Consider the following 20,717-nt stretch of genomic DNA (forward strand, 5'->3'; position numbering starts at 1 on the left):
AATGGATGAATATGTTTGGAAAAATTACCGCGACTGCAAGTTATGTTCCAGAAAAAATCGTAACAAATGATGATCTATCAAATTTGATGGATACTTCAGATGAATGGATCCATTCTCGCACGGGAATCAAACGAAGAAGAGTCGCTGTTGGCGAAAACACTTCAGACCTTTGTATTCGCGTCGCTCAAACGCTTTTGCAAGATGCTCAGCTTTCAGCAGAAAGTCTAGATTTTATCTTGGTAGCGACGATCACACCGGATTTCAATACACCGGCGGTTGCTTGCCAAGTCCAAGGGGCGATTGGGGCAGTCAATGCCTTTGCTTTTGATATCAGTGCAGCATGTGCTGGTTTCGTGTATGCATTGTCTATGGCTGAAAAACTGATTCGAACGGGCGCTAAAAAAGGATTGGTCATCGGTGGAGAAGTACTTTCAAAAGTCTTGGATTGGAACGACCGTTCGACGGCTGTTTTATTCGGAGATGGTGCCGGCGGTCTATTGCTGGAAGCATCTTCAGAGCAGCATTTGCTCAAAGAGTCTTTAAAAGCAGATGGGACGCGAGGCATGTCCTTAACATCTGGTTTTCGCACGAATGAGAATCCTTTTTCACAAAACGCTCCGGCGTATAGTGCTTGTATGCAAATGATTGGACGAGAAATCTTTGATTTTGCGACGCGTGATGTGGTCGCCTCGATCAATGATCTGATACAAGATGAAGCAATCGATTATTTTTTGCTTCACCAAGCAAATTCACGTATTTTAGACAAAGTTGCTCGCAAGCTGAAGCAGCCCCGTGAGAAATTTTTGCAAAATATGCAAGATTATGGCAATACTTCGGCAGCCTCGATTCCGTTATTGCTAGATGAAGAAATCAAACGAGGTACACTGTCACTTGGCAGTGGTCAAAAAGTGGTGTTCTCAGGTTTTGGCGGCGGATTGACATGGGGAACTATGTTAGCCACCTTATAACTTGTTCACGAAACAAAATTACTATTGAAAAACACATTGGAGGAATATACACATGGTATTCGAAAAAATTCAAGAAATCGTAGCAGAAGAATTAGGAAAAGAAAAAGAAGAAATCAAATTGAACACAAACATCCAAGAAGATTTAGAAGCAGACAGCTTGGATCTTTTCCAAATCATTAACGAGATCGAAGATGAATTCGATGTGAAGATCGAAACAGAAGATGGTATCACAACCGTTGAAGATCTAGTTAAATATGTAGAAAAACAACAAGCATAAAACAAAGGCTAGGCAGACAGCCTAGCCTTTCCTTTTTAAGAACGTGTTTTTGCTGATTCATAGACGAACTGCAAGAAGCCATGTTCTCCAACGACAACGATCAAAGTAATGAAGGAGTACAAGATGAAGACAGCCTTTTTATTTAGCGGTCAAGGCGCACAGTACCCCAAAATGGGAGAAGAGCTCTATCACCAAGAAGCCATCGTTCGTGAGACGTTTGAACAAGCCAGCACCATTCTAGGATATGATATGGCCGAGCTATGCTTTACTGAAAACGAACGTTTAAACCAGACGGAATATACGCAGCCTGCCATCTTAACGGTAAGTACGGCTTTTTGGCGACTTTTGGATGCGCAAGGAATCAAAGCAGATGCTGTTGCTGGCTTGAGTTTAGGCGAATATACAGCCTTAGTCGCTAGTGGTGCGCTTGATTTCCAGACAGCAGTCGCATTGGTGCAAAAGCGCGGTCGGTATATGGCAAGTGCGGCGCCAGCAGGTGTTGGGAAAATGGTCGCTGTGATGAACACACCCGCTGAAACGATTGAAGAAATCTGTAAAGAAGCAAGTCAAGTGGGGATCGTGACACCAGCGAATTACAATACGCCGCAGCAGATCGTCATTGGCGGTGAAGCGCCGGCAGTGGATAAAGCGGTGGAATTGTTACAAGCTGCTGGAACCAAACGGGTGATTCCTTTAAATGTCAGCGGTCCTTTCCATACTGCTTTGTTGGAACCCGCATCGCAGCAATTAGCACAGGAATTAGCTCAAATCACCTTTGATGAGTTACAAGTACCTGTCATCAGCAATACGACCGCGCAGCCAATGCAGCAAGACCAAATCAAGGAACTGTTGACGCTGCAAGTGAAATCGCCAGTGCGTTTTTACGAAAGCATTGCGACACTGAAGCAGCTTGGCATCCAACAAGTCATCGAGATCGGACCAGGAAAAGTATTGAGCGGTTTTATGAAGAAAATAGACAAAGAAATACAGACTGCGCGTGTAGAAGATAGCCAAACGTTGGCAGATACACTAGCCCGATTCAACTAGGAGGAATTTATGGATCTGCAAAATAGAAACGTCTTTGTAACTGGTAGCTCGCGAGGGATCGGTTTTACCATCGCGGAAGCCTTTGCCAAAGAAGGAGCGAATATCGTTTTAAATGGACGAAAAGAAATTCCCCAGTCACTGATCGATCGCATCACCAGCTACGGCGTGAAATGTGTAGCGATCAATGGGGACATTTCTGATTTTGATCAAGCGGCAGCCATGCTTTTAGAAGCAGAAGCGGCAGTCGGACCGATCCACATTTTAGTCAATAATGCCGGAATCACGAATGACAAATTATTGTTGAGAATGAAACCCGAAGATTTTGATTCAGTGATCAAAATCAATTTGACTGGTACCTTCAATATGACGCAGCACGCGTTGAAAAAAATGATGAAGCTGCGAGAAGGCCGCATCATCAATTTGACGAGTGTGGTCGGCTTGACGGGAAATATCGGGCAAGCCAACTATGCGGCAAGTAAAGCTGGCGTGATCGGTTTTACGAAATCTGCCGCTCGTGAAGGTGCCGCTCGGGGGATCACCTGCAATGCGATCGCCCCAGGATTTATCGAAACAGAGATGACTGAAGTGCTGTCGGATAAAGTCAAAGAACAATCATTGACAAATATTCCATTACAGCGTTTTGGTTCCACACAGGATGTTGCGCAAACAGCAGTCTTTTTAGCAAAAAGCCCCTACATCACTGGTCAGGTGATCAGTGTAGACGGCGGGATGGCAATGCAAGGGTAGGAGGAAGAATAGATGAATCGAGTAGTAGTTACAGGATACGGCGTCACTTCTCCAATCGGAAATGACCCCGAAACATTTTTAGCAAGTTTACAAAACGGGACCAACGGCATCGGCCCGATTACAAAATTTGACTCAGAAGCAACAGGGATCTCAGTTGCCGCTGAAGTCAAAGATTTTCCGTTAGAAAAGTACTTCGTTAAAAAAGATACGAAGCGGATGGATCTTTTTTCCATTTATGGAATTTATGCGGCGTTAGAAGCGATGGAAATGGCGAAGTTAGATACAGAAACCATTGATGTGGATCGTTTTGGCGTGATGGTTGGTTCAGGGATCGGCGGCTTGCCAACGATTCAAGACCAAGTAATTCGGATGCATGACAAAGGAGCAAATCGGGTATCACCAATGTTCGTACCGATGTCGATCGTAAATATGGTTGCCGGCAACATTGCATTACGGGTAGGTGCGAAAGGCATTTGTACGACGACTGTTTCCGCCTGTGCTTCTGGTACCCATTCAATCGGTGAAGCTTTTCGGAACATCAAGCATGGCTATGCAGATGTTATGATCGCTGGTGGTTCAGAAGCGACGATCTGTGAAATCGGTATTGCTGGTTTTGCGTCTCTGACGGCGTTAACCACTGAATCAGACCCTGACAAAGCTTCCGTTCCGTTTGATAAAAATCGTAGTGGGTTTGTCATGGGTGAAGGCGCTGGCGTCTTCATTTTAGAATCATTGGCGCATGCGCAAAAACGTGGGGCAACGATTTTAGGTGAAGTCGTAGGGTACGGTGCGAACTGTGATGCCTACCATATGACTGCGCCAAATCCTGATGGATCAGGTGCCGGAAAAGCAATGAAATTGGCGATGCAAGAAGCAGCGATCACCCCGGCTGAAGTTGGCTACATCAATGCCCACGGTACAAGCACGCCCGCCAATGACAGTGCAGAAGCGACATCGATCCAATACGGTTTGGGCGAAGACTATAAAAAACCATATGTCAGCAGTACAAAGTCAATGACTGGTCATTTGCTTGGGGCGGCTGGTGGAATCGAAGCCATTGCTTCACTATTAGCATTACAACATCAATTTATTCCACCAACCATCAACGTGACAGAACAAGATCCTGAGATCGACTTGAACGTTGTTATCAATCAAAGCCAACCAGCAGAATTGACCTATGCCATGAGTAATTCACTTGGGTTTGGCGGTCATAATGCAGTGATCTTGCTGAAACGTTGGGAGGAAGCGTAATTGGAAACACATGAGGTAAAAGAGCTGCTCAGCCAATTCGATCAATCGACGTTAACTGAGCTTCAATTAAAAAAAGAGACATTTGAACTTTATTTTAATAAAAATACGACAAGTGGGCTACAAAGTGCATCCTCTGCACCTGCATCTGCTCCTGCAGCGAATGCTGCGCCAACTCCTGTTGCACCAACGCCTGCTGTCTCAGCAACACCGGACACAGTAGAAACGACAAAACCTGTCTTAGAGGGCAAAGAAGTTGTCTCTCCATTAGTGGGTGTCGTTTATTTGAAACCAAGTCCTGATAAAGACAACTTCAAACAAATCGGCGATCACGTGAAAAAAGGTGATATTCTCTGTATCGTTGAAGCGATGAAAGTCATGAATGAAATCGTCAGTGACGTCGATGGCGAATTAGTTGAAGTCTTGGTTGAAAGCGAACAAATCGTTGAATACAATCAACCATTATTCCGTGTGAAAGAAGGGTAAAGCAATGAGCGCATTAACGATTCAAGAAATCAAAGAAATCATCCCTCATCGTTATCCGATGCTTTTAGTGGATCGGGTAGAGGAGTTAGAAGAAGGCAAACGGGTCGTTGCGAAGAAAAACGTTACTATCAATGAGCCGTTTTTCCAAGGTCATTTTCCCCATGAACCAGTGATGCCCGGAGTATTGATCGTGGAAGCAATGGCACAAGCAGGTGCTGTGGCATTGCTATCATTGGAAGATTTTCGTGGGAAAACTGCCTATTTTGGCGGTTTAGACAAAGCGAAATTCAGAAAAAAAGTAACACCAGGCGATACCTTGATCTTAGAAGTAGAAATAATCAAAGTGAAATCTGCAGCTGGCATCGGCAAAGGAATTGCCTATGTTGATGGGAAAAAAGTGGCGGAAGCAGAATTGACTTTCATGATTGGATAGGTGAGACATGTTTTCTAAAGTATTGATCGCAAACCGTGGCGAAATCGCCGTACGTATCATTCGCGCTTGTCGCGAATTAGGTATTCAAACGGTCGCCGTTTATTCAGAAGCAGATAAAGAAGCGTTGCATACAGAGCTTGCCGATGAAGCGATTTGTATCGGACCTGCCAAAGCAGCCGACTCTTATTTGAATGTACAGCAGATCCTAAGCGCTGCGATCGTCACAAAGGCTGAGGCGATCCATCCTGGATTTGGCTTCCTTTCAGAGAATAGCCGTTTTGCTGCGATGTGCGAGGAATGCAATATCGTCTTTATTGGGCCAAAGAGTGAGACTATCGATGCAATGGGAAACAAAATCAATGCAAGACGCTTGATGATCGAAGCAGAAGTACCGGTCATTCCCGGAAGCAAAGGCGCGATTTCTGATGTGGAAGAAGCTTTAACAATCGCTGAAGAGATTGGTTACCCAGTCATGCTCAAAGCTGCGGCCGGCGGTGGCGGTAAAGGGATACGGAAAGTCGCAGATAAAGAAGCATTGCCTCATCATTTTGCTTCGGCGCAGCAAGAAGCGAAAGCGGCATTTGGCAACGATGAAATGTACATTGAAAAAATCATTTATCCTGCTCGACACATAGAAGTGCAAGTGTTAGGTGATTCTTTTGGTAATATTATCCACCTTGGTGAACGCGATTGCTCGCTACAACGCAACAACCAAAAAGTGTTGGAAGAATCCCCTTCTGTGGTGATTTCTGAAAGCAAGCGAGCAGAACTAGGAGAAGCAGCGGTGCGTGCCGCACAAGCGGTAGGGTATCGTAATGCTGGCACGATCGAGTTTTTAATGGCGGACACTGGGGAGTTTTATTTCATGGAAATGAACACTCGAATTCAAGTGGAACACCCGATCACCGAAATGGTGACAAACATTGATCTAGTCAAAAAACAACTTGAAGTCGCTAGTGGCGAACCGCTAGGCTTGACGCAAGCAGACATCAAGATGACGGGCGCGGCGATCGAATGTCGGATCAATGCAGAAAATCCAGCCTTCAATTTTGCACCGTCACCAGGCAAGATCAACAATTTGTTTTTACCAAGCGGCGGCCTAGGCGTTCGTGTAGACAGTGCCATGTATTCTGGCTACACGATTCCACCTTATTATGATTCTATGATCGCTAAAGTGATCGTTCACGGCGAGAACCGTTTCGAAGCGTTGATGAAGATGCAGCGGGCGTTAGCCGAATTAGTGACCGATGGTGTCATTACGAATGCAGAATTCCAAATGGACTTGATCAGTCACCCGAAAGTGATTGCGGGTGACTATACAACCGCCTTTTTACAAGAGGAATTTCTGCCAAATTGGACACCTGAACAATAGGAGGGAAGATGAGTGGCTTTATTTAAGAAGAAAAACTACATTCGCATCAATCCTAATCGAGGTCAGCTGCCAACGAACGAACCAGTCGTACCAGATAATCTTTGGGCGAAATGTCCTAGTTGCAAACGAACGCTTTATACGAAGGAGATGGGGGCAGAGAAAGTCTGTCCTCACTGCGGGTATAATTTCCGAATCAGTGCCTGGGAACGGATCGCTATCACGATTGATGAGAAAAGTTTTGAAGAATGGGACACAGATGTAACCACAAAAGATCCTCTTGATTTTCCTGGATATTTGGATAAAGTCGCACAAATGCAAGAAAAAACTGGGTTGCATGAGGCTGTCCTCACAGGAGAAGCAAAAGTTCAAGGATTGCCGTTAGCGATCGGGATCATGGATGCGAATTTCATCATGGGCAGTATGGGAACAGTCGTGGGGGAGAAGATCACCCGTTTGTTTGAACGTGCGATCGAAAAACAGCTACCAGTTGTTCTTTTTACCGCTTCAGGTGGTGCGCGGATGCAAGAAGGAATTTTGTCACTGATGCAAATGGCAAAAATCTCTGCGGCGGTAAAACGCCACAGTAAAGCTGGCTTGTTTTATCTAACGGTTTTAACGGACCCAACAACCGGTGGCGTCACCGCTAGTTTTGCGATGGAAGGGGATATCATCCTGGCAGAACCGCAAGCCTTGATCGGTTTTGCTGGACGACGTGTGATTGAACAAACCATTCGTCAGGAACTACCTGAAGACTTTCAAAAGGCAGAGTTTCTGTTAGATCATGGCTTTGTCGATCAAATCGTTCCACGGACGAACTTGCGGGAGAAAATCCACCATTTGATTTCTTTGCATACGCGGAAAGGATGGGATCGCAATGACTAGAGCAGCCCACGAGATCGTTGAACTCGCTCGCAGCAAAGACCGTTTGACGGCACTGGATTACTTTGACGGCATTTTTTCTGAGTTTGAAGAGTTTCATGGAGACCGTCTGTTTGGCGAAGATGAAGCCGTTGTTGGCGGCATTGCTTGTTTAGATGGCAAGCCAGTGACCGTGATCGGTATTCAAAAAGGCCGTAATCTGCCTGAAAATTTACGCAGAAACTTTGGCTCGCCACATCCTGAAGGTTATCGCAAAGCGTTACGCTTAATGAAGCAAGCAGAAAAATTTCAGCGACCTGTGGTCACATTGATCAATACAGCAGGGGCGTTTTGCGGTATTGGCGCGGAAGAGCGCGGAGAAGGCGAAGCGATTGCCCGTAACTTGATGGAAATGTCCGATTTAACGGTGCCGATCTTGGCAATCATCATTGGTGAAGGCGGCAGCGGCGGTGCCTTAGCACTGGCATTAGGCGATGAGGTTTGGATGATGGAACATTCGATCTATGCCATTTTATCTCCCGAAGGCTTTGCTTCGATCCTATGGAAAGATGGCAGCCGTGCCAAAGAAGCTGCTGGCTTGATGAAGATCACAGCTCAAGAACTATATGAACTCGGTGTTATTGAAAAAGTGATTGCTGAAACCCATGAAGAGGCCTTTTTACCGAAAGAGCAATTGATGGAACAGATGAAAGCGGCAATTTCAAAGAAACTTGCCGAACTTTCTACCTTGCAAACAGATGAATTGCTTGAGGCAAGGTATCAACGTTTTCGCCGATTTTAAAAACTAGGATATCCACTCTGATTAAAGGATGGGTATCCTAGTATTTTTTTATTAAAAGTGTTATTGAATAAATCGTACAAATGGCGAAGTTTTTAGTTTAAAATTTAATTATTCTGTGCTATTATGTATATATTCTGAATATAAGAAGATTATATTGCATAAATATTTGTTTTGAAGAGGAGCGTTTTTAATGAAAAAATTATTTGGAGCACTTGTTGTATTGACGGGGATTTTGGTTTTAGGAGCTTGTGGGAATGGCGGCTCATCGAGTACTGGAAGTTCTAGTGCCAGCGGTTCGGCGGATAATCAATTGGAAGCCATCAAAGCAGCTGGTGTGTTAAATGTGGCAACTTCTGCTGACTTTGCCCCGTTTGAATTTCATGCCTTGATCGATGGCAAAGATACGATCGTGGGCGCAGATATCGATATGGTCAATGAGATCGCTGATCGTCTTGGTGTCGAAGTGAATATTTTGGACCTTGATTTCAATGCTGTTTTGACTGCTTTGCAACAAGGGAAAGCCGATATCGCTGTTTCAGGCATCTCAGCAACTGACGAACGTAAACAGACTTTTGATTTCACCGATAACTATTTTACACCAGAACAAAAATTAGTTGTTAATAAAAACAATGAATCGGCATTTGATTCAATCGAAAGCTTGTCTGGCAAAAAAGTAGGCGCTCAAAAAGGCTCGATCCAAGAAATGATCGTTCAAGATCAATTAGCTGATTCGCAATTGGTTTCCATCGCCAAAGTTCCGAATCTAGTCAATGAATTGAAACAAGGCTCGATCGACGGTTTGGTCCTTGAAAGTGCGGTTGCTGAATCGTATGTTGCACAAAATGATGACCTCGTGATCACTGATGTAGCATTAGAAGCATCTGAAGGCGATTCTTATGCAATTGCTTTACCTAAAGGGAGTACCGAATTACAAGAAGAACTAAACAGTATTTTGAAAGAATTGATTGAAGATGGTACAATCGATGAGTATGTACAAAAGAACACAGATCTAGCCAACGAAAATGCGGCGCAATAGATAGAACGGAGTAGACACAATTATGGATTTATCCTTTTTAGCGATATATTACCCTTATTTTCTTTCTGGTGTGGTGATCACCATCGTGATCTCTATCATCACCGTGATCTTTGGAACGATTCTAGGGGTGATTTTTGCCCTAATGAAATTATCAAAAGTGACGCCTTTGCGCTGGTTTGCTAATGCGTATATTGAAGTCATCCGCGGCACACCGATGCTGGTGCAGATATTGATCGCTTTTGGTCTTTTGCAAGGAATGTTTGCCTTGCCGACGGTCTCGATCGGCGTGTTGAGTCTTGATTTTGGGCGGCTATTTCCTGGGATCATTGCGCTCTCGCTTAATTCTGGGGCATATGTTGCTGAGATCGTCCGAGGGGGAATCAATGCCGTTGATTACGGTCAAACAGAAGCGGCTGGTTCTTTAGGGTTGCGGCCTTTTCAAACGATGCGTTATGTCGTATTGCCACAAGCACTACGCAACATTTTGCCGCCACTAGGCAATGAATTTATCGTTTTGATCAAGGATTCCTCTTTGCTTTCAACGATCGGCATCTACGAGCTGATGAACAGTGCGCAGATCGTTGTCACCAGTTCTTTCCAACCATTAACGCCTTTCTATGTGGCGGCGGTCATTTACTTCATCTTGACGTTTACGACTTCGCGACTATTGAGTTTATGGGAAAAGAAACTAGGCAAAGGCTATCGTCGTTAAAAGGAGAAGACAAGCTATGATGTTAGATATTCAAGATTTACACAAAACCTTTGGCAGCAATCAAGTGCTAAAAGGGATCACAACGACGATCGATCAAGGAGAAGTCGTAGTGGTGATTGGGCCATCTGGGTCAGGAAAAAGCACGTTTTTACGCTGTTTGAACCTATTAGAAGTACCGACAAGCGGAAAAATCTTTTTTGAAGGAACCGATATTACCGATCCAAAGAATGATTTGTATAAGATGCGTGAAAAAATGGGTATGGTATTTCAAAATTTTAATCTTTTTCCGAATATGACGGTTTTAGAAAACATTACTTTGTCCCCGACGAAAGTCAAGAAGGTAGCAAAATCGGCGGCTGATCAGTTGGCAAAACAACTACTAAATGATGTTGGCTTACCAGACAAAGCAAAAGCCTATCCTCAAAGTCTTTCTGGTGGACAAATGCAACGAATCGCTATCGCACGTGCCTTGGCGATGGAACCAGACGTGATGCTCTTTGATGAACCGACTTCAGCGTTAGACCCTGAAATGGTTGGCGAAGTATTGTCCGTCATGCAACGTTTGGCTCAGCAAGGAATGACGATGGTCATCGTCACTCATGAAATGGGCTTTGCGAAAGAAGTCGCGGATCGGATTTTATTTATGGATCAGGGAATCATTATGGAGGAAGGAACGCCAGAACAGATCTTTGATCATCCGAAAAATCCACGAACCATTGATTTTTTGAGTAAAGTATTGTAAACTGCGAGAAGTTCGCAGTTGTTAGTGATAAATTTGGACCTTTCCTAAGCATCCTTTCAGTAAAAGGATGCTTTTTTGACGGAAAAAAGACTACTTTAAAGAAGTGATAGAACAAACGGTTGTCTTGGCAGGTTCCTTTTTCAGTTCTTTTACAAGAAACCTGCAGAAACTGGCGCACTTGCTAGTATTCAAAAAGATTCTATTGTATAATTACAGGTTGAAGAGGTCTGATCTTGATAGAAACCATCTGCGTGATTGTAGGCAGATCGGACTGTTTCTTTTAAGGATCGACAATTTGGATCGATGACTAGTCGCCGATTTTTAATACGTGAAGAAATCATGCAGCAAAGGAGATTTTATGTTTTCAAATTATAAACCGACTTGGATGGTCGATGCGATTTATAAAATCACCCCTAGCCAACTAAAGGCACAGGGGATCAAAGGGATTTTGACCGATCTTGATAATACCTTGATTGCTTGGAACAATCCTGACGGAACCGAAGAACTAAAAAACTGGCTACTGGAAATGAAAAATGCTGGGATACCGGTAGTTGTCGTTTCCAACAACAATAGTGAACGAGTGGCACGGGCAGTTGCGCCCTTTGGTTTAAAGTACGTACACCGCGCATTAAAACCCTTTTCAAGAGGGATCAAACAAGGCTATCAACAATTAGGCTTGAAAAAAGAAGAGGTCGTGATGATCGGCGATCAAATCATGACGGATGTACGAGGTGCCAATCGTGCCGGTGTTCGCAGTATTTTAGTGAAACCAGTGATCCCAACGGATTCTTGGAAAACCCAATTTAATCGAGCCGCAGAAAGAAAAATCATGAACTATTTATTGAAGCACAACCCAGAGTTAAAATGGCGTGGAGGAATTTAATATGACAGAAGGAATCGAAGAAATTCACTGTATCGGCTGCGGGGCAGTGATTCAGACAACGAACCCCAATGAATTGGGCTACACCCCGCAATCCGCATTAGAAAAAGGACTTGAATCAGGAGAAGTCTATTGTCAACGCTGCTTCCGTTTGCGCCATTACAATGAGATCCAAGATGTTTCCCTTACCGACGATGATTTTCTGCGTCTACTGAATGAAATCGGGGAAAAAGAAGCCTTGATCGTTAATGTCGTTGATATTTTCGATTTTAATGGTTCATTGATCCCAGGACTGCACCGCTTTGTCGGCAATAATCCTGTTTTATTAGTGGGCAACAAGGTGGATATTTTGCCAAAATCTTTGAAAAAATCGAAGATGACCCAATGGATGAAGGAACGTGCTCATGAAGCTGGTTTAAGACCAGTGGATGTATTATTGACGAGTGCCAAGAAGCCAGGTGAAACGGAAGCTTTACTGCAAGCGATCGAAACGTATCGTGAAGGACGCGATGTCTATGTGGTGGGTGTGACGAATGTTGGAAAATCAACATTGATCAATCAAATCATCAAACAAACAGCGGGGATCAACGAATTGATCACGACTTCGCGTTTCCCAGGAACCACATTGGATAAAATCGAGATTCCATTGGATGACGGACACTTCTTGATCGACACACCAGGAATTATTCATCGTCATCAAATGGCGCATTATTTAGGTAAAAAAGATCTAAAAATCGTGGCACCAGCCAAAGAGATCAAACCAAAGGTGTATCAGTTGAATCCAGAACAAACTTTGTTCTTAGGAGGACTTGCCCGATTTGATTTCATTCAAGGAGAACGCAGTTCATTTATTGCTTATGTAGCAAATGATGTGGCGATCCATCGGACCAAATTAACGAAAGCCGATGAGTTTTATGAGAAACATGTTGGTGGGCTGCTGCAGCCGCCGCGAGCAGATGAAGTGGCGGATTTTCCTGAACTCGTCCGTTTCGAATTTTCAATCAAAGAAAAAACCGATATCGTTTTTGCGGGACTTGGCTGGATCACGATCACCAAACCGTGTGTCATCGCTGGGTGGGCGCCAAAGGGTGTCGATGTGCTTAAACGTAAAGCATTAGTATAAGGAAGAAGGAAGAATATGGACTTACGAGGAAAACAAAAAAGATTTTTACGAAGTGAAGCGCACCATTTAAACCCGATTTTTCAAATCGGCAAAGGCGGCTTGAATGACGCGATGATGGCGCAAATTGAAGAAGCGCTAGAAAAACGAGAATTGATCAAAGTCTCATTGCTCCAAAATACCGATGAGGTTGCTGACGAAGCAGCTGAAACGATCCGTGAGAAAGTCGGCTGTGAAGTGGTACAGATTATCGGACGAGTGATCGTTTTATTCAAACCGTCAAGCAAAGAAAAATACCAAACGATTTCAAGCAAAGTTCGTTCAATTTAGGAGGGAGAAGGCATGCAAGGACAAACATTTGGTAAGGTACAAACGGTTTTAGAGACACAAACACAAGAACTTGTACCGAAAAAGCAAGTGGGCATTCTTGGTGGGAATTTTAATCCAGTACACTACGCGCATCTGGTCATGGGTGAGCAAGTAGGGCAAGCATTAGGGCTGGATAAAGTTTATTTCATGCCTGAGTATTTACCGCCTCATGTTGATGAGAAAAAGACGATCCCAGCTGAGCACCGCTTGGCGATGTTGGAGTTGGCGATCGCCGATAATCCGCGATTTGCTGTAGAGACCATTGAGTTGGAACGAAAAGGTAAGAGTTATACGGTTGATACGATGCGGGAATTGACAGCTAAGAATCCAGATACCAATTATTATTTTATCATTGGCGGGGATATGGTGAACTATTTACCAAAATGGCATCAAATCGATGAGCTGATGGAATTGGTGACTTTTGTGGGGGTTCGCCGTCCAGAAGTGCCCATCGATAGCCCATACCCGATTATTTGGATCGATATCCCGCTAATGGATGTCAGCTCAACAACAATTCGTAAAAAAGTGCAACAAGGTTGTTCGGTTCGCTACTTATTGCCAGATAATGTGTTACACTATATTCAAGAAAAGGGGTTGTACTTGGATGAAGAGTGAACACTACACACAAGCAGAACGGGAACTTTTGATGCAAAAGGTCCAAATGCAGATGAGTCAAAAGCGCTTTGAGCATGTGTTAGGTGTCGAAAAAACGGCCGTTGCCCTTGCGGAAAAATATGGTGCTTCACCGGTCAAAGCCAGCATCGCCGCCTTGACGCATGATTATGCGAAAGAACGCAGCGATGAAGAATTTCAATTAGTCATTCGTAGAGACGGATTCGACTTGGATCTCTTGAACTGGAACAATGCCATCTGGCATGGACTTGTCGGTGCTGATTTCGTTCAACGAGAATTAGAAATCGATGACGAAGAAATCTTACAAGCGATCCGTTTGCACACCACCGGAGCTGCTAAGATGAGCCTGTTAGATAAAATCATCTATGTGGCAGATTATATCGAACCCGGACGTACGTTTCCTGGAGTCGTTGAAGCCAGAGAGATCGCAATGATTGACTTAGATGCCGCTGTTGCTTACGAAACGAAACATACCTTGCTTCATTTGATCGAAACAGAAGCTGTTATCTACCCAAAAACGATCGAAACCTACAATTTTTGGGTAGCCAAATATAGGAGGGAATTACCATAGATAGTCAGAAAATATTAGAAATTGCTGTAAAAGCCGCCGATTCCAAACATGCCGAAGATATTATGGCATTAGATGTGCGGGAAATCTCTTTGCTAGCAGATTACTTTGTGATCTGTTCAGGAAATAGCGAACGTCAAATCAATGCGATCATTGATGAAGTCATCGATAAAGAAGAAGAAAATCAAGTATCTGTTCGCCGTGTCGAAGGAAAAGATGGTGGAAAATGGGTCTTGATCGACTTAGGTGACGTGATCGTTCACGTATTTAGTGCCTCAGAACGTGCTTTTTACAACCTAGAAAAATTATGGTCTGATGCGCCGCTTGTGGATCTTAATGAATGGGTCGTGGCGTAATGGCTTACGAAACCTTCGCATTTGTCTATGACGAAGTAATGGATTCCAGTCTCTATAAAAAGTGGCTGGATTTTTCTTGTCGTCATTTAGGAAAAAGAAAACAGCTGTTAGAATTGGCTTGTGGAACTGGTGCGTTAGCCGTTGAGTTTGCCAAGGCTGGTTTTGACGTGACTGGGTTAGATCTTTCAGAAGAGATGCTGATGATCGCTAGTCAACGGGCTGAAAAAGAAGAGGCGGCTGTGCAATTTGTTGCGGGTGACATGCTGGATCTCGTAGATGTTGGCACCTATCAAGCAATTACCTGCTATTCTGACTCCCTTTGCTACATGGAAGACGAGCAGAGTGTGCAGCAAGTGTTTGATGGTGTTTACAGTTGTTTAGAAGAAGATGGCGTCTTTTTATTTGATGTGCATTCCTTATATCAAATTGATGAAGTCTTTCCTGATTATAGCTATCATTACCAAACCGATGAATTTGCCTTTCTTTGGGAAAGCTATCAAGGCGAAAAAGACCATAGCATTGAACACTTCTTGACCTTTTTTGTTGCACAAGAGAATGGGTTGTTTGAACGCTTAGATGAGCTTCATCAAGAAAGAACCTATCCTCTTGAAAGCTATTTAAGAATGTTAGAAAATGCTGGTTTTGCTAATGTTGAATGCTATGCTGATTTTATCGATACGAAGCCAAATGAAAAAAGCCGTCGCTGGTTTTTTGTCTGCCATAAGTAACCGTTATGTAAAACAGGAGGGATGTCGATGAAGGCTTGCGGACTAGTCGTAGAATACAATCCTTTTCACCATGGACACCAATACCATGTGGAAAAAGCACGGCAAGTAACGAACGCTGATGTCGTCGTTGCGGTGATGAGTGGGAATTTTTTACAGCGTGGCGAACCAGCAATCATCGATAAATGGCAGCGAGCTCAAGCAGCACTACAATATGGGGTAGACTTGATCGTCGAATTGCCCCCCGCTTGGGCCGTCCACTCTGCTGATTTTTTTGCATCGGGTGCGATTAGGATTCTGCAGGATCTGCAATGTGAGTTGTTATGCTTTGGCACAGATACGAAACAACCCTTCGACTATGCCAAGTTTGCTCACTTTGAAAAAGAAAATCAACTGATGATCGATGCCGCATTTCAACGCTTAGCGAGGCAGAATACTACCTATAGTCAAAAAATGAGTGCGGTCCTCAGTGAGGTATATCCTGAGTACCATGCAGAAAAAGACCAGCCCAATCATCTGTTGGGTATGGCGTATGCACGGGAAGTGCTGCATTATGAAAAACCAATGCGCCTGGTCCCCATCCAACGCGTTGCGGCCTCTTATCATTCAGAACAATTCGACCATCCCACGATCGCCAGTGCAACAGCCATTCGCCAAGCAATCAAACAAGGTGCAGCTGTTGTGGATTTTGTTCCTGAAGCAACACAAACCTTTCTTTCACAAGCAACAGTCGACTGGGAAGCCTTTTGGCCGTATCTTCAATACCAGATCATCTCGGCCCCAATCGGAAAATTAGCTGCTATTTACCAGATGGAAGAAGGATTAGAATATCGACTAAAACAATATGTGACGGCGGCGGATTCTTTTGCAGATTTTATCAAGTTGTTAAAGACGAAACGTTATACCCAAACGCGGCTGCAGCGTCTTGCTTGTTATGTATTGTTCCAAGTGACAAAAGCTGAAATGAAAAAAGCCCAAGAGAATCCCTTTATTCGGGTCTTAGGGTATACGAAGCAAGGGCAGCACTATTTAAAAGAGGTCAAAAAAGAGCTGACCCTGCCACTGATCGCTAAATTCGGTAAGCAAGAAGCACAGCGCTATGGCTTGTCATTGCGGATCGACCAGATCTATCAGCAAGGGAATCCTCAAATCACAGAACAAAATTTTCGAAGAATTCCGCTTTTTATTGATAAATAAGTGAAAATTACTTCACAGAACGCCATTTGACAAGTATAATGAATAAGGATTTTTAAAAACAAGAAAGTGAAGTGAAATCATGGGTCGTAAATGGGCAAATATCGTAGCGAAAAAAACTGCTAAAGATGCAAACAATAGCCGAGTTTATGCAAAATTTGGAATCGAAATCTACGCAGCAGCAAAATCGGGTGATCCTGATCCTCACGCGAACCAAAAATTACGCTTTGTTATCGAACGTGCGAAAACCTACAATGTGCCAAAACACATTATTGACCGTGCGATTGAAAAAGCCAAAGGTTCTGGCGATGAACAATACTCAGAACTTCGATACGAAGGATTTGGTCCAAATGGATCAATGGTGATCGTCGACACGTTGACAAATAACGTCAACCGCACCGCAGCCGATGTTCGGGCCGCTTTTGGTAAAAACGGCGGGAATATGGGTGTTTCAGGGGCCGTTGCTTATATGTTTGATAACACGGCACTCTTTGGCTTTGCCGGTGACGATGCGGATGAAATCTTAGAATATTTGATGGACAAAGAGATCGATGTTCGTGATGTTGTTGAAGAAGATGGACAAATCATCGTTCACGGTGAACCAAGTGACTTCCATGCCATTCAAGAAGCCTTGAAAGAAAAAGGAATCACTGAATTCTCAATTGCAGAAATGCAAATGATTCCTCAAAATGAAGTAACCTTGACGGGTGACGATCTAGAAAAATTCGAAAAAATGATCGATGTGTTAGAAGATCTTGAAGACGTACAAAACGTCTATCACAATGTGGCAGACGCGGAAGAATAAGTGTCACTTGGCAGCCTAGAGACAATCTGGCTGCCATTTTTTTAGTATGTTTTTTTATGTAGAAGCTTTGTCGCTTATGCAAGAGAAATAATGAAGCGGTAGCGTTGCTCATTTACTGAAAATTCTTCTGTGTTGATCATCTTTTCAGTTGGTTTCTATACATTTTATGTGTTATGATTTACTACATAAGCAAACAAATCGTTAGGGGGGCAGACATGGAAGAAAAAATCGTTTTAGAGCCATTTAATCGAATCTTAAGTGGTTTTGAAAAGCTAGCAGAAGTGTCTGTATCGATTTCTGACTGCTCGGCTCTTTGTCGGAAATATCAAAAGTACGGGGTAGAAGGGTATCGTCTAGGTGATTATCGTGGTTCTTCTTATTTGAATCGTTATTTAAATGTCGTCGTTGATCGCGCACCCTTATTAATTTATAAAGAGCGATTCTTGATTCCATTAGTCTTTCGCATGTCGGAATACTCTGAACGGCTCTTTATCGATGAGTATCGAATGGAAGGGTTCTTCTTGCTTTTGGATTGGCTTTTAGAGCACCGACCAGAAAAAGCAATTATTGATTATAAACGAACGCGTGCTTTGCCTCATAGAAAAGAATTTGTCATCGATAGTTCCTATGTACTTTTTCGATTGACAGAAATTCTAGATGGCGCTGGCTTCCCTCTTAGTCGCTTTACGACGATTGAGGAATTTAGTGAGTGGAATCGTACCCATCGCTTGATCGATAACGGCAGTATTGGACGACATACAAAATTATTCGTTCCAGAAGATCCCGAACACGTTTCTGAGCTGCAAATGATTTTAACCATCGTAGGGATGCGCTATCCAGAAACCCGTTTATTTATTGGCGAGTTAAAAGGCTAAAAAAACATCACGATCGGCTTGTTTCCTTTGGGAACTCGCCGAAAGTGATGTTTTTTGTTATCCGATCGTTGATGCTTCTTGGAACTGATAAGTGGTAGGATCAGCTTTTGCTAGCAGCGGCAATTCCTCTTGGGTGAGGACGGTCAACTGATGCATCGCCCGTGTCGCCATTGTATAAAAAATCAATTGGTCTTGTTCAGTCACGAAAGTGGCACCTGGTGTCCAGACAAATACTTGGTCAAACTCTAGCCCTTTTGCTAAAAAGGCCGGGAAGATCATCACATTGCGTTTCATGAAGTCTTCTTCAGAGGTGATCAGCTGCACTTGTTCCTGCATTGTTTCTGCCAGCTGGGCATATAACTGCTGGCAATCCTTTGCGGTTTTACAAATGATCGCGGTGCGCCAACGCTGATTCTCAGCGGCGTCACAAATACTGGTTTCTAGGAAAGCCAGATTTTCAGTTGCAGTTCCTTTAACAATTGTTGGTACCGCCCCTTTACGAGCCGTCAATTCCACTTGATCACTGCCAACTAAAAATTGATTGGCGAAATCTGTGATTTCCTTAGTCGAACGATAGCTGGTTTTCAATTGATAACGTTTCACACTTTCGTGGGGGAATAATTCTGCTAATGCCCCGACGATCGTTTCATTGCCATACACTTTTTGATTCAAATCTCCGCACAGGGTGATGCTAGCCTTTGGATAAAGCTGACGCAGTAGAGCCACTTGTGCTGGTGGAAAATCTTGCATTTCATCGATAAAGATAAACCGAGCTTTTTCTTCGACGTGAACAGGATAAAGCTGTTTGATCAGTAAGAAAAACAAAACGGCGTCTTCTTGTTTGATCTGTCTTTGGCGCATGCCTTGTCGAATATCGGCAATACTTTGCTGCCAAGCCGCAGCCTCGATGCCAGTTTCTTTGACTGCAGCAGACTCAGCCGATTGTAAAAAGTGTAAGTATTGCTTGACTTGGTTGATAAACTGAAAGTTTTTCACTCCCCGGGTCAAGGAACGGAACTTCTTGCGGACGATCTGCTGTCTAAGTTTCTTCCGCAAACGGCGTTCGTTTTCTTCGCTGTATTCTTGATGAGGATCATTGGCAAATACTTGTTGCAATTGTTCTTCGGTCGCTTCTTTGACCCAGTCTTTTTTGGCTTCATCTTTTTCCAAGCCGCCGATTTTTTTTAATAATTTCGTTTGAAGCAGTTGGGTTCTTTGGTAAATCGGCAGTTCGTTATTGGTTTCTTGATACCAGCGGCGAATCTGTTCTTTTGTCAAATAGGTTTGCCCTTGGATTTTTAGATCACGGAACAAGGGACCGATCGGTGCAATCGAACGGACATAACGGTTGATTTTTTTCACCAAGAAAAGACTACTTTTGATTTTTTCAATGGCATCATCATCGCCGCTTAAAAAGGTTTCTTCTTGTTGGGTTTCTTTCGTCACTTCATAGCCAGTCAGAATCAATTGGATAAAGTGGTGGAAGGTTCTTGTGGGCACTTCACTTTCACCTAAAGAAGGCAGGACCATGGAAATATAGTCAGAAAACAAATAATTGGGTGAAAACAGCAAGACTTGTTTTTCGTCCAACCATTTGCGATTCCGATAAAGTAAAAAGGCGACCCGCTGCAACAAAGCAGAGGTTTTCCCACTTCCAGCAATTCCTTCGATCAGTAAGAATTTATTGGTGGTATCACGAATGATTTGATTCTGTGCTTTTTGGATCGTCGAAACGATGTTACGCATTTGAGAAGAAGAGGCTTCATCCAATATTTCCAACAAAAATTCGTCATTGATGATCTCCGAAGTATCGACCATCGACAAGATTTCACCATTTTGAATTTTAAATTGGCGTTTCAAAAGCAATTCTACCGTAAACCGATCAGTGTCTGTTTCGTAGAAGGTCTCACCAAGCTCTCCTTCATAATAAAGATTGGCGATCGGTGCGCGCCAGTCGATGACGATCGTTTCTTCATCTTTGTCTCGCAATGAAGCGATCCCCAAATAGAGGGTCTCGGTTTCTTGTTCTTCTTTGAAATCGATTCGAGCAAAATACGGATTGCCCGCCATCGTTGTTAAGGTTTTGACGCGTTTTTCTTGTGATTCTGCGGTTTGGTATTTTATCAGCAATTCTTGTTCATGCTGCTGGTACTCGATAACTGATTCATAAAAGGCTTCACTGTCGCCCCCGCGAATTTTCTTATCGGCGATTTCTTTTAATTGATCATCCATTTTAGCGGCTAACTCTTGTTTTTGCTGCGAAAGGATCGCTTGTTCTCTGTGGATCAGAGCAATGGTTTCATTGACATGTTGTTGTTCTTTTTGACGTTCGTTCACGAAGGATCCTCCTTAAAAAAATTGCGACATAAAATTATAGCATATTTTCCCTGCGAATGTCGTGGAAAAAAAGAAACTATGCTAATATTTATAAAAAGAGCTTAGGTGTTCAAAAACGAAACGAAAA

General features: G+C 43.4%; 24 protein-coding genes. 23 read left to right on the forward strand and 1 reads right to left on the reverse strand.

The genetic code is table 11. The annotated features are described in order from the left end of the window. The first annotated feature begins 5 nt into the window (after nt 1-5). From ACI3E5_RS04640 to ACI3E5_RS04750, 23 genes are all read left to right on the forward strand, one after another. Nucleotides 6-968: a beta-ketoacyl-ACP synthase III gene (locus tag ACI3E5_RS04640; RefSeq protein ID WP_005235580.1), complete on the forward strand. Its 963-nt coding sequence runs from the start codon at nt 6-8 to the stop codon at nt 966-968. A gap of 52 nt (nt 969-1,020) precedes the next feature. Continuing rightward, nucleotides 1,021-1,245, forward strand: coding sequence for an acyl carrier protein (locus tag ACI3E5_RS04645; protein ID WP_005225890.1), 225 nt, complete (start codon nt 1,021-1,023; stop codon nt 1,243-1,245). Nucleotides 1,246-1,368: 123 nt separating this feature from the next. Further along, nucleotides 1,369-2,292, forward strand: a complete 924-nt coding sequence (fabD, locus tag ACI3E5_RS04650; protein ID WP_034872550.1) for an ACP S-malonyltransferase — start codon at nt 1,369-1,371, stop codon at nt 2,290-2,292. A 9-nt stretch (nt 2,293-2,301) separates the two neighbouring features. After that, nucleotides 2,302-3,039, forward strand: coding sequence for a 3-oxoacyl-[acyl-carrier-protein] reductase (gene fabG / locus ACI3E5_RS04655; protein WP_194185298.1), 738 nt, complete (start codon nt 2,302-2,304; stop codon nt 3,037-3,039). Between the two features lie 12 nt (nt 3,040-3,051). Next, entirely contained in the window at nt 3,052-4,290 is a 1,239-nt protein-coding gene (fabF, locus tag ACI3E5_RS04660) for a beta-ketoacyl-ACP synthase II (protein WP_194185299.1), read from the forward strand. Then, complete coding sequence (gene accB / locus ACI3E5_RS04665; RefSeq protein ID WP_325845462.1) at nt 4,291-4,773, forward strand: acetyl-CoA carboxylase biotin carboxyl carrier protein; 483 nt, start codon at nt 4,291-4,293, stop codon at nt 4,771-4,773. A 4-nt stretch (nt 4,774-4,777) separates the two neighbouring features. After that, entirely contained in the window at nt 4,778-5,206 is a 429-nt protein-coding gene (fabZ, locus tag ACI3E5_RS04670; protein ID WP_005225895.1) for a 3-hydroxyacyl-ACP dehydratase FabZ, read from the forward strand. Nucleotides 5,207-5,213: 7 nt separating this feature from the next. After that, nucleotides 5,214-6,578: an acetyl-CoA carboxylase biotin carboxylase subunit gene (locus ACI3E5_RS04675; protein WP_005225896.1), complete on the forward strand. Its 1,365-nt coding sequence runs from the start codon at nt 5,214-5,216 to the stop codon at nt 6,576-6,578. 12 nt (nt 6,579-6,590) lie between these two features. Next, a complete protein-coding gene (gene accD / locus ACI3E5_RS04680; protein ID WP_005225897.1) occupies nt 6,591-7,460 on the forward strand; it encodes an acetyl-CoA carboxylase, carboxyltransferase subunit beta in 870 nt (289 codons plus the stop codon). Further along, entirely contained in the window at nt 7,453-8,238 is a 786-nt protein-coding gene (locus tag ACI3E5_RS04685; protein WP_015509573.1) for an acetyl-CoA carboxylase carboxyl transferase subunit alpha, read from the forward strand. The genes accD and ACI3E5_RS04685 overlap by 8 nt, the downstream gene beginning before the upstream one ends. 190 nt (nt 8,239-8,428) lie before the next feature. Continuing rightward, nucleotides 8,429-9,274 carry a transporter substrate-binding domain-containing protein gene (locus ACI3E5_RS04690; protein WP_005225899.1) on the forward strand — a complete coding sequence of 282 codons (846 nt, stop codon included), beginning with the start codon at nt 8,429-8,431 and terminating at the stop codon, nt 9,272-9,274. A 22-nt stretch (nt 9,275-9,296) separates the two neighbouring features. Continuing rightward, nucleotides 9,297-9,986: an amino acid ABC transporter permease gene (locus tag ACI3E5_RS04695; RefSeq protein WP_005225900.1), complete on the forward strand. Its 690-nt coding sequence runs from the start codon at nt 9,297-9,299 to the stop codon at nt 9,984-9,986. 16 nt (nt 9,987-10,002) lie between these two features. Beyond that, complete coding sequence (locus tag ACI3E5_RS04700; protein WP_005225901.1) at nt 10,003-10,728, forward strand: amino acid ABC transporter ATP-binding protein; 726 nt, start codon at nt 10,003-10,005, stop codon at nt 10,726-10,728. Between the two features lie 358 nt (nt 10,729-11,086). Further along, the gene (locus ACI3E5_RS04705; RefSeq protein WP_005225903.1) at nt 11,087-11,611 is read left to right on the forward strand and encodes a YqeG family HAD IIIA-type phosphatase; all 525 of its coding nucleotides are present in this window, start codon (nt 11,087-11,089) and stop codon (nt 11,609-11,611) included. A gap of 1 nt (nt 11,612) precedes the next feature. Next, nucleotides 11,613-12,731: a ribosome biogenesis GTPase YqeH gene (yqeH, locus tag ACI3E5_RS04710; RefSeq protein ID WP_005225904.1), complete on the forward strand. Its 1,119-nt coding sequence runs from the start codon at nt 11,613-11,615 to the stop codon at nt 12,729-12,731. Between the two features lie 15 nt (nt 12,732-12,746). Further along, nucleotides 12,747-13,058, forward strand: coding sequence for a ribosome assembly RNA-binding protein YhbY (gene yhbY, locus ACI3E5_RS04715; RefSeq protein ID WP_005225905.1), 312 nt, complete (start codon nt 12,747-12,749; stop codon nt 13,056-13,058). 12 nt (nt 13,059-13,070) lie between these two features. Then, nucleotides 13,071-13,712 carry a nicotinate-nucleotide adenylyltransferase gene (locus ACI3E5_RS04720; RefSeq protein ID WP_005225906.1) on the forward strand — a complete coding sequence of 214 codons (642 nt, stop codon included), beginning with the start codon at nt 13,071-13,073 and terminating at the stop codon, nt 13,710-13,712. Beyond that, complete coding sequence (yqeK, locus tag ACI3E5_RS04725; protein WP_005225907.1) at nt 13,702-14,301, forward strand: bis(5'-nucleosyl)-tetraphosphatase (symmetrical) YqeK; 600 nt, start codon at nt 13,702-13,704, stop codon at nt 14,299-14,301. Before ACI3E5_RS04720 ends, yqeK begins: the two co-directional genes overlap by 11 nt. An 11-nt stretch (nt 14,302-14,312) precedes the next feature. Then, complete coding sequence (rsfS, locus tag ACI3E5_RS04730; RefSeq protein ID WP_034695537.1) at nt 14,313-14,654, forward strand: ribosome silencing factor; 342 nt, start codon at nt 14,313-14,315, stop codon at nt 14,652-14,654. Continuing rightward, the gene (locus ACI3E5_RS04735) at nt 14,654-15,382 is read left to right on the forward strand and encodes a class I SAM-dependent DNA methyltransferase (RefSeq protein ID WP_016610179.1); all 729 of its coding nucleotides are present in this window, start codon (nt 14,654-14,656) and stop codon (nt 15,380-15,382) included. Before rsfS ends, ACI3E5_RS04735 begins: the two co-directional genes overlap by 1 nt. 27 nt (nt 15,383-15,409) lie before the next feature. Further along, entirely contained in the window at nt 15,410-16,576 is a 1,167-nt protein-coding gene (locus ACI3E5_RS04740) for a nucleotidyltransferase (RefSeq protein ID WP_325845464.1), read from the forward strand. Between the two features lie 79 nt (nt 16,577-16,655). Beyond that, nucleotides 16,656-17,378 (forward strand): YebC/PmpR family DNA-binding transcriptional regulator, encoded by a 723-nt coding sequence (locus tag ACI3E5_RS04745; RefSeq protein WP_005225911.1) that lies wholly within the window; start codon nt 16,656-16,658, stop codon nt 17,376-17,378. A 215-nt stretch (nt 17,379-17,593) separates the two neighbouring features. After that, nucleotides 17,594-18,253 carry a hypothetical protein gene (locus ACI3E5_RS04750; protein WP_005225912.1) on the forward strand — a complete coding sequence of 220 codons (660 nt, stop codon included), beginning with the start codon at nt 17,594-17,596 and terminating at the stop codon, nt 18,251-18,253. Between the two features lie 57 nt (nt 18,254-18,310). Here ACI3E5_RS04750 and helD read toward each other — a convergent pair whose 3' ends face one another. Next, nucleotides 18,311-20,590 (reverse strand): RNA polymerase recycling motor HelD, encoded by a 2,280-nt coding sequence (helD, locus tag ACI3E5_RS04755; RefSeq protein ID WP_498820933.1) that lies wholly within the window; start codon nt 20,588-20,590, stop codon nt 18,311-18,313. Between the last annotated feature and the right edge of the window lie 127 nt (nt 20,591-20,717).

The sequence above is a fragment of the Candidatus Enterococcus avicola genome, from assembly GCF_047470845.1.
Lineage (GTDB): Bacteria > Bacillota > Bacilli > Lactobacillales > Enterococcaceae > Enterococcus_D > Enterococcus_D casseliflavus.

Coding starts and splice junctions, on each gene's coding strand:
- ACI3E5_RS04640 (WP_005235580.1), top strand. CDS start 6: ATGAATATGTTTGGAAAAATTACCGCGACTGCAAGTTATGTTCCAGAA.
- ACI3E5_RS04645 (WP_005225890.1), top strand. CDS start 1,021: ATGGTATTCGAAAAAATTCAAGAAATCGTAGCAGAAGAATTAGGAAAA.
- fabD (WP_034872550.1), top strand. CDS start 1,369: ATGAAGACAGCCTTTTTATTTAGCGGTCAAGGCGCACAGTACCCCAAA.
- fabG (WP_194185298.1), top strand. CDS start 2,302: ATGGATCTGCAAAATAGAAACGTCTTTGTAACTGGTAGCTCGCGAGGG.
- fabF (WP_194185299.1), top strand. CDS start 3,052: ATGAATCGAGTAGTAGTTACAGGATACGGCGTCACTTCTCCAATCGGA.
- fabZ (WP_005225895.1), top strand. CDS start 4,778: ATGAGCGCATTAACGATTCAAGAAATCAAAGAAATCATCCCTCATCGT.
- ACI3E5_RS04675 (WP_005225896.1), top strand. CDS start 5,214: ATGTTTTCTAAAGTATTGATCGCAAACCGTGGCGAAATCGCCGTACGT.
- ACI3E5_RS04685 (WP_015509573.1), top strand. CDS start 7,453: ATGACTAGAGCAGCCCACGAGATCGTTGAACTCGCTCGCAGCAAAGAC.
- ACI3E5_RS04690 (WP_005225899.1), top strand. CDS start 8,429: ATGAAAAAATTATTTGGAGCACTTGTTGTATTGACGGGGATTTTGGTT.
- ACI3E5_RS04695 (WP_005225900.1), top strand. CDS start 9,297: ATGGATTTATCCTTTTTAGCGATATATTACCCTTATTTTCTTTCTGGT.
- ACI3E5_RS04700 (WP_005225901.1), top strand. CDS start 10,003: ATGATGTTAGATATTCAAGATTTACACAAAACCTTTGGCAGCAATCAA.
- ACI3E5_RS04705 (WP_005225903.1), top strand. CDS start 11,087: ATGTTTTCAAATTATAAACCGACTTGGATGGTCGATGCGATTTATAAA.
- yqeH (WP_005225904.1), top strand. CDS start 11,613: ATGACAGAAGGAATCGAAGAAATTCACTGTATCGGCTGCGGGGCAGTG.
- yhbY (WP_005225905.1), top strand. CDS start 12,747: ATGGACTTACGAGGAAAACAAAAAAGATTTTTACGAAGTGAAGCGCAC.
- ACI3E5_RS04720 (WP_005225906.1), top strand. CDS start 13,071: ATGCAAGGACAAACATTTGGTAAGGTACAAACGGTTTTAGAGACACAA.
- yqeK (WP_005225907.1), top strand. CDS start 13,702: ATGAAGAGTGAACACTACACACAAGCAGAACGGGAACTTTTGATGCAA.
- ACI3E5_RS04735 (WP_016610179.1), top strand. CDS start 14,654: ATGGCTTACGAAACCTTCGCATTTGTCTATGACGAAGTAATGGATTCC.
- ACI3E5_RS04740 (WP_325845464.1), top strand. CDS start 15,410: ATGAAGGCTTGCGGACTAGTCGTAGAATACAATCCTTTTCACCATGGA.
- ACI3E5_RS04745 (WP_005225911.1), top strand. CDS start 16,656: ATGGGTCGTAAATGGGCAAATATCGTAGCGAAAAAAACTGCTAAAGAT.
- ACI3E5_RS04750 (WP_005225912.1), top strand. CDS start 17,594: ATGGAAGAAAAAATCGTTTTAGAGCCATTTAATCGAATCTTAAGTGGT.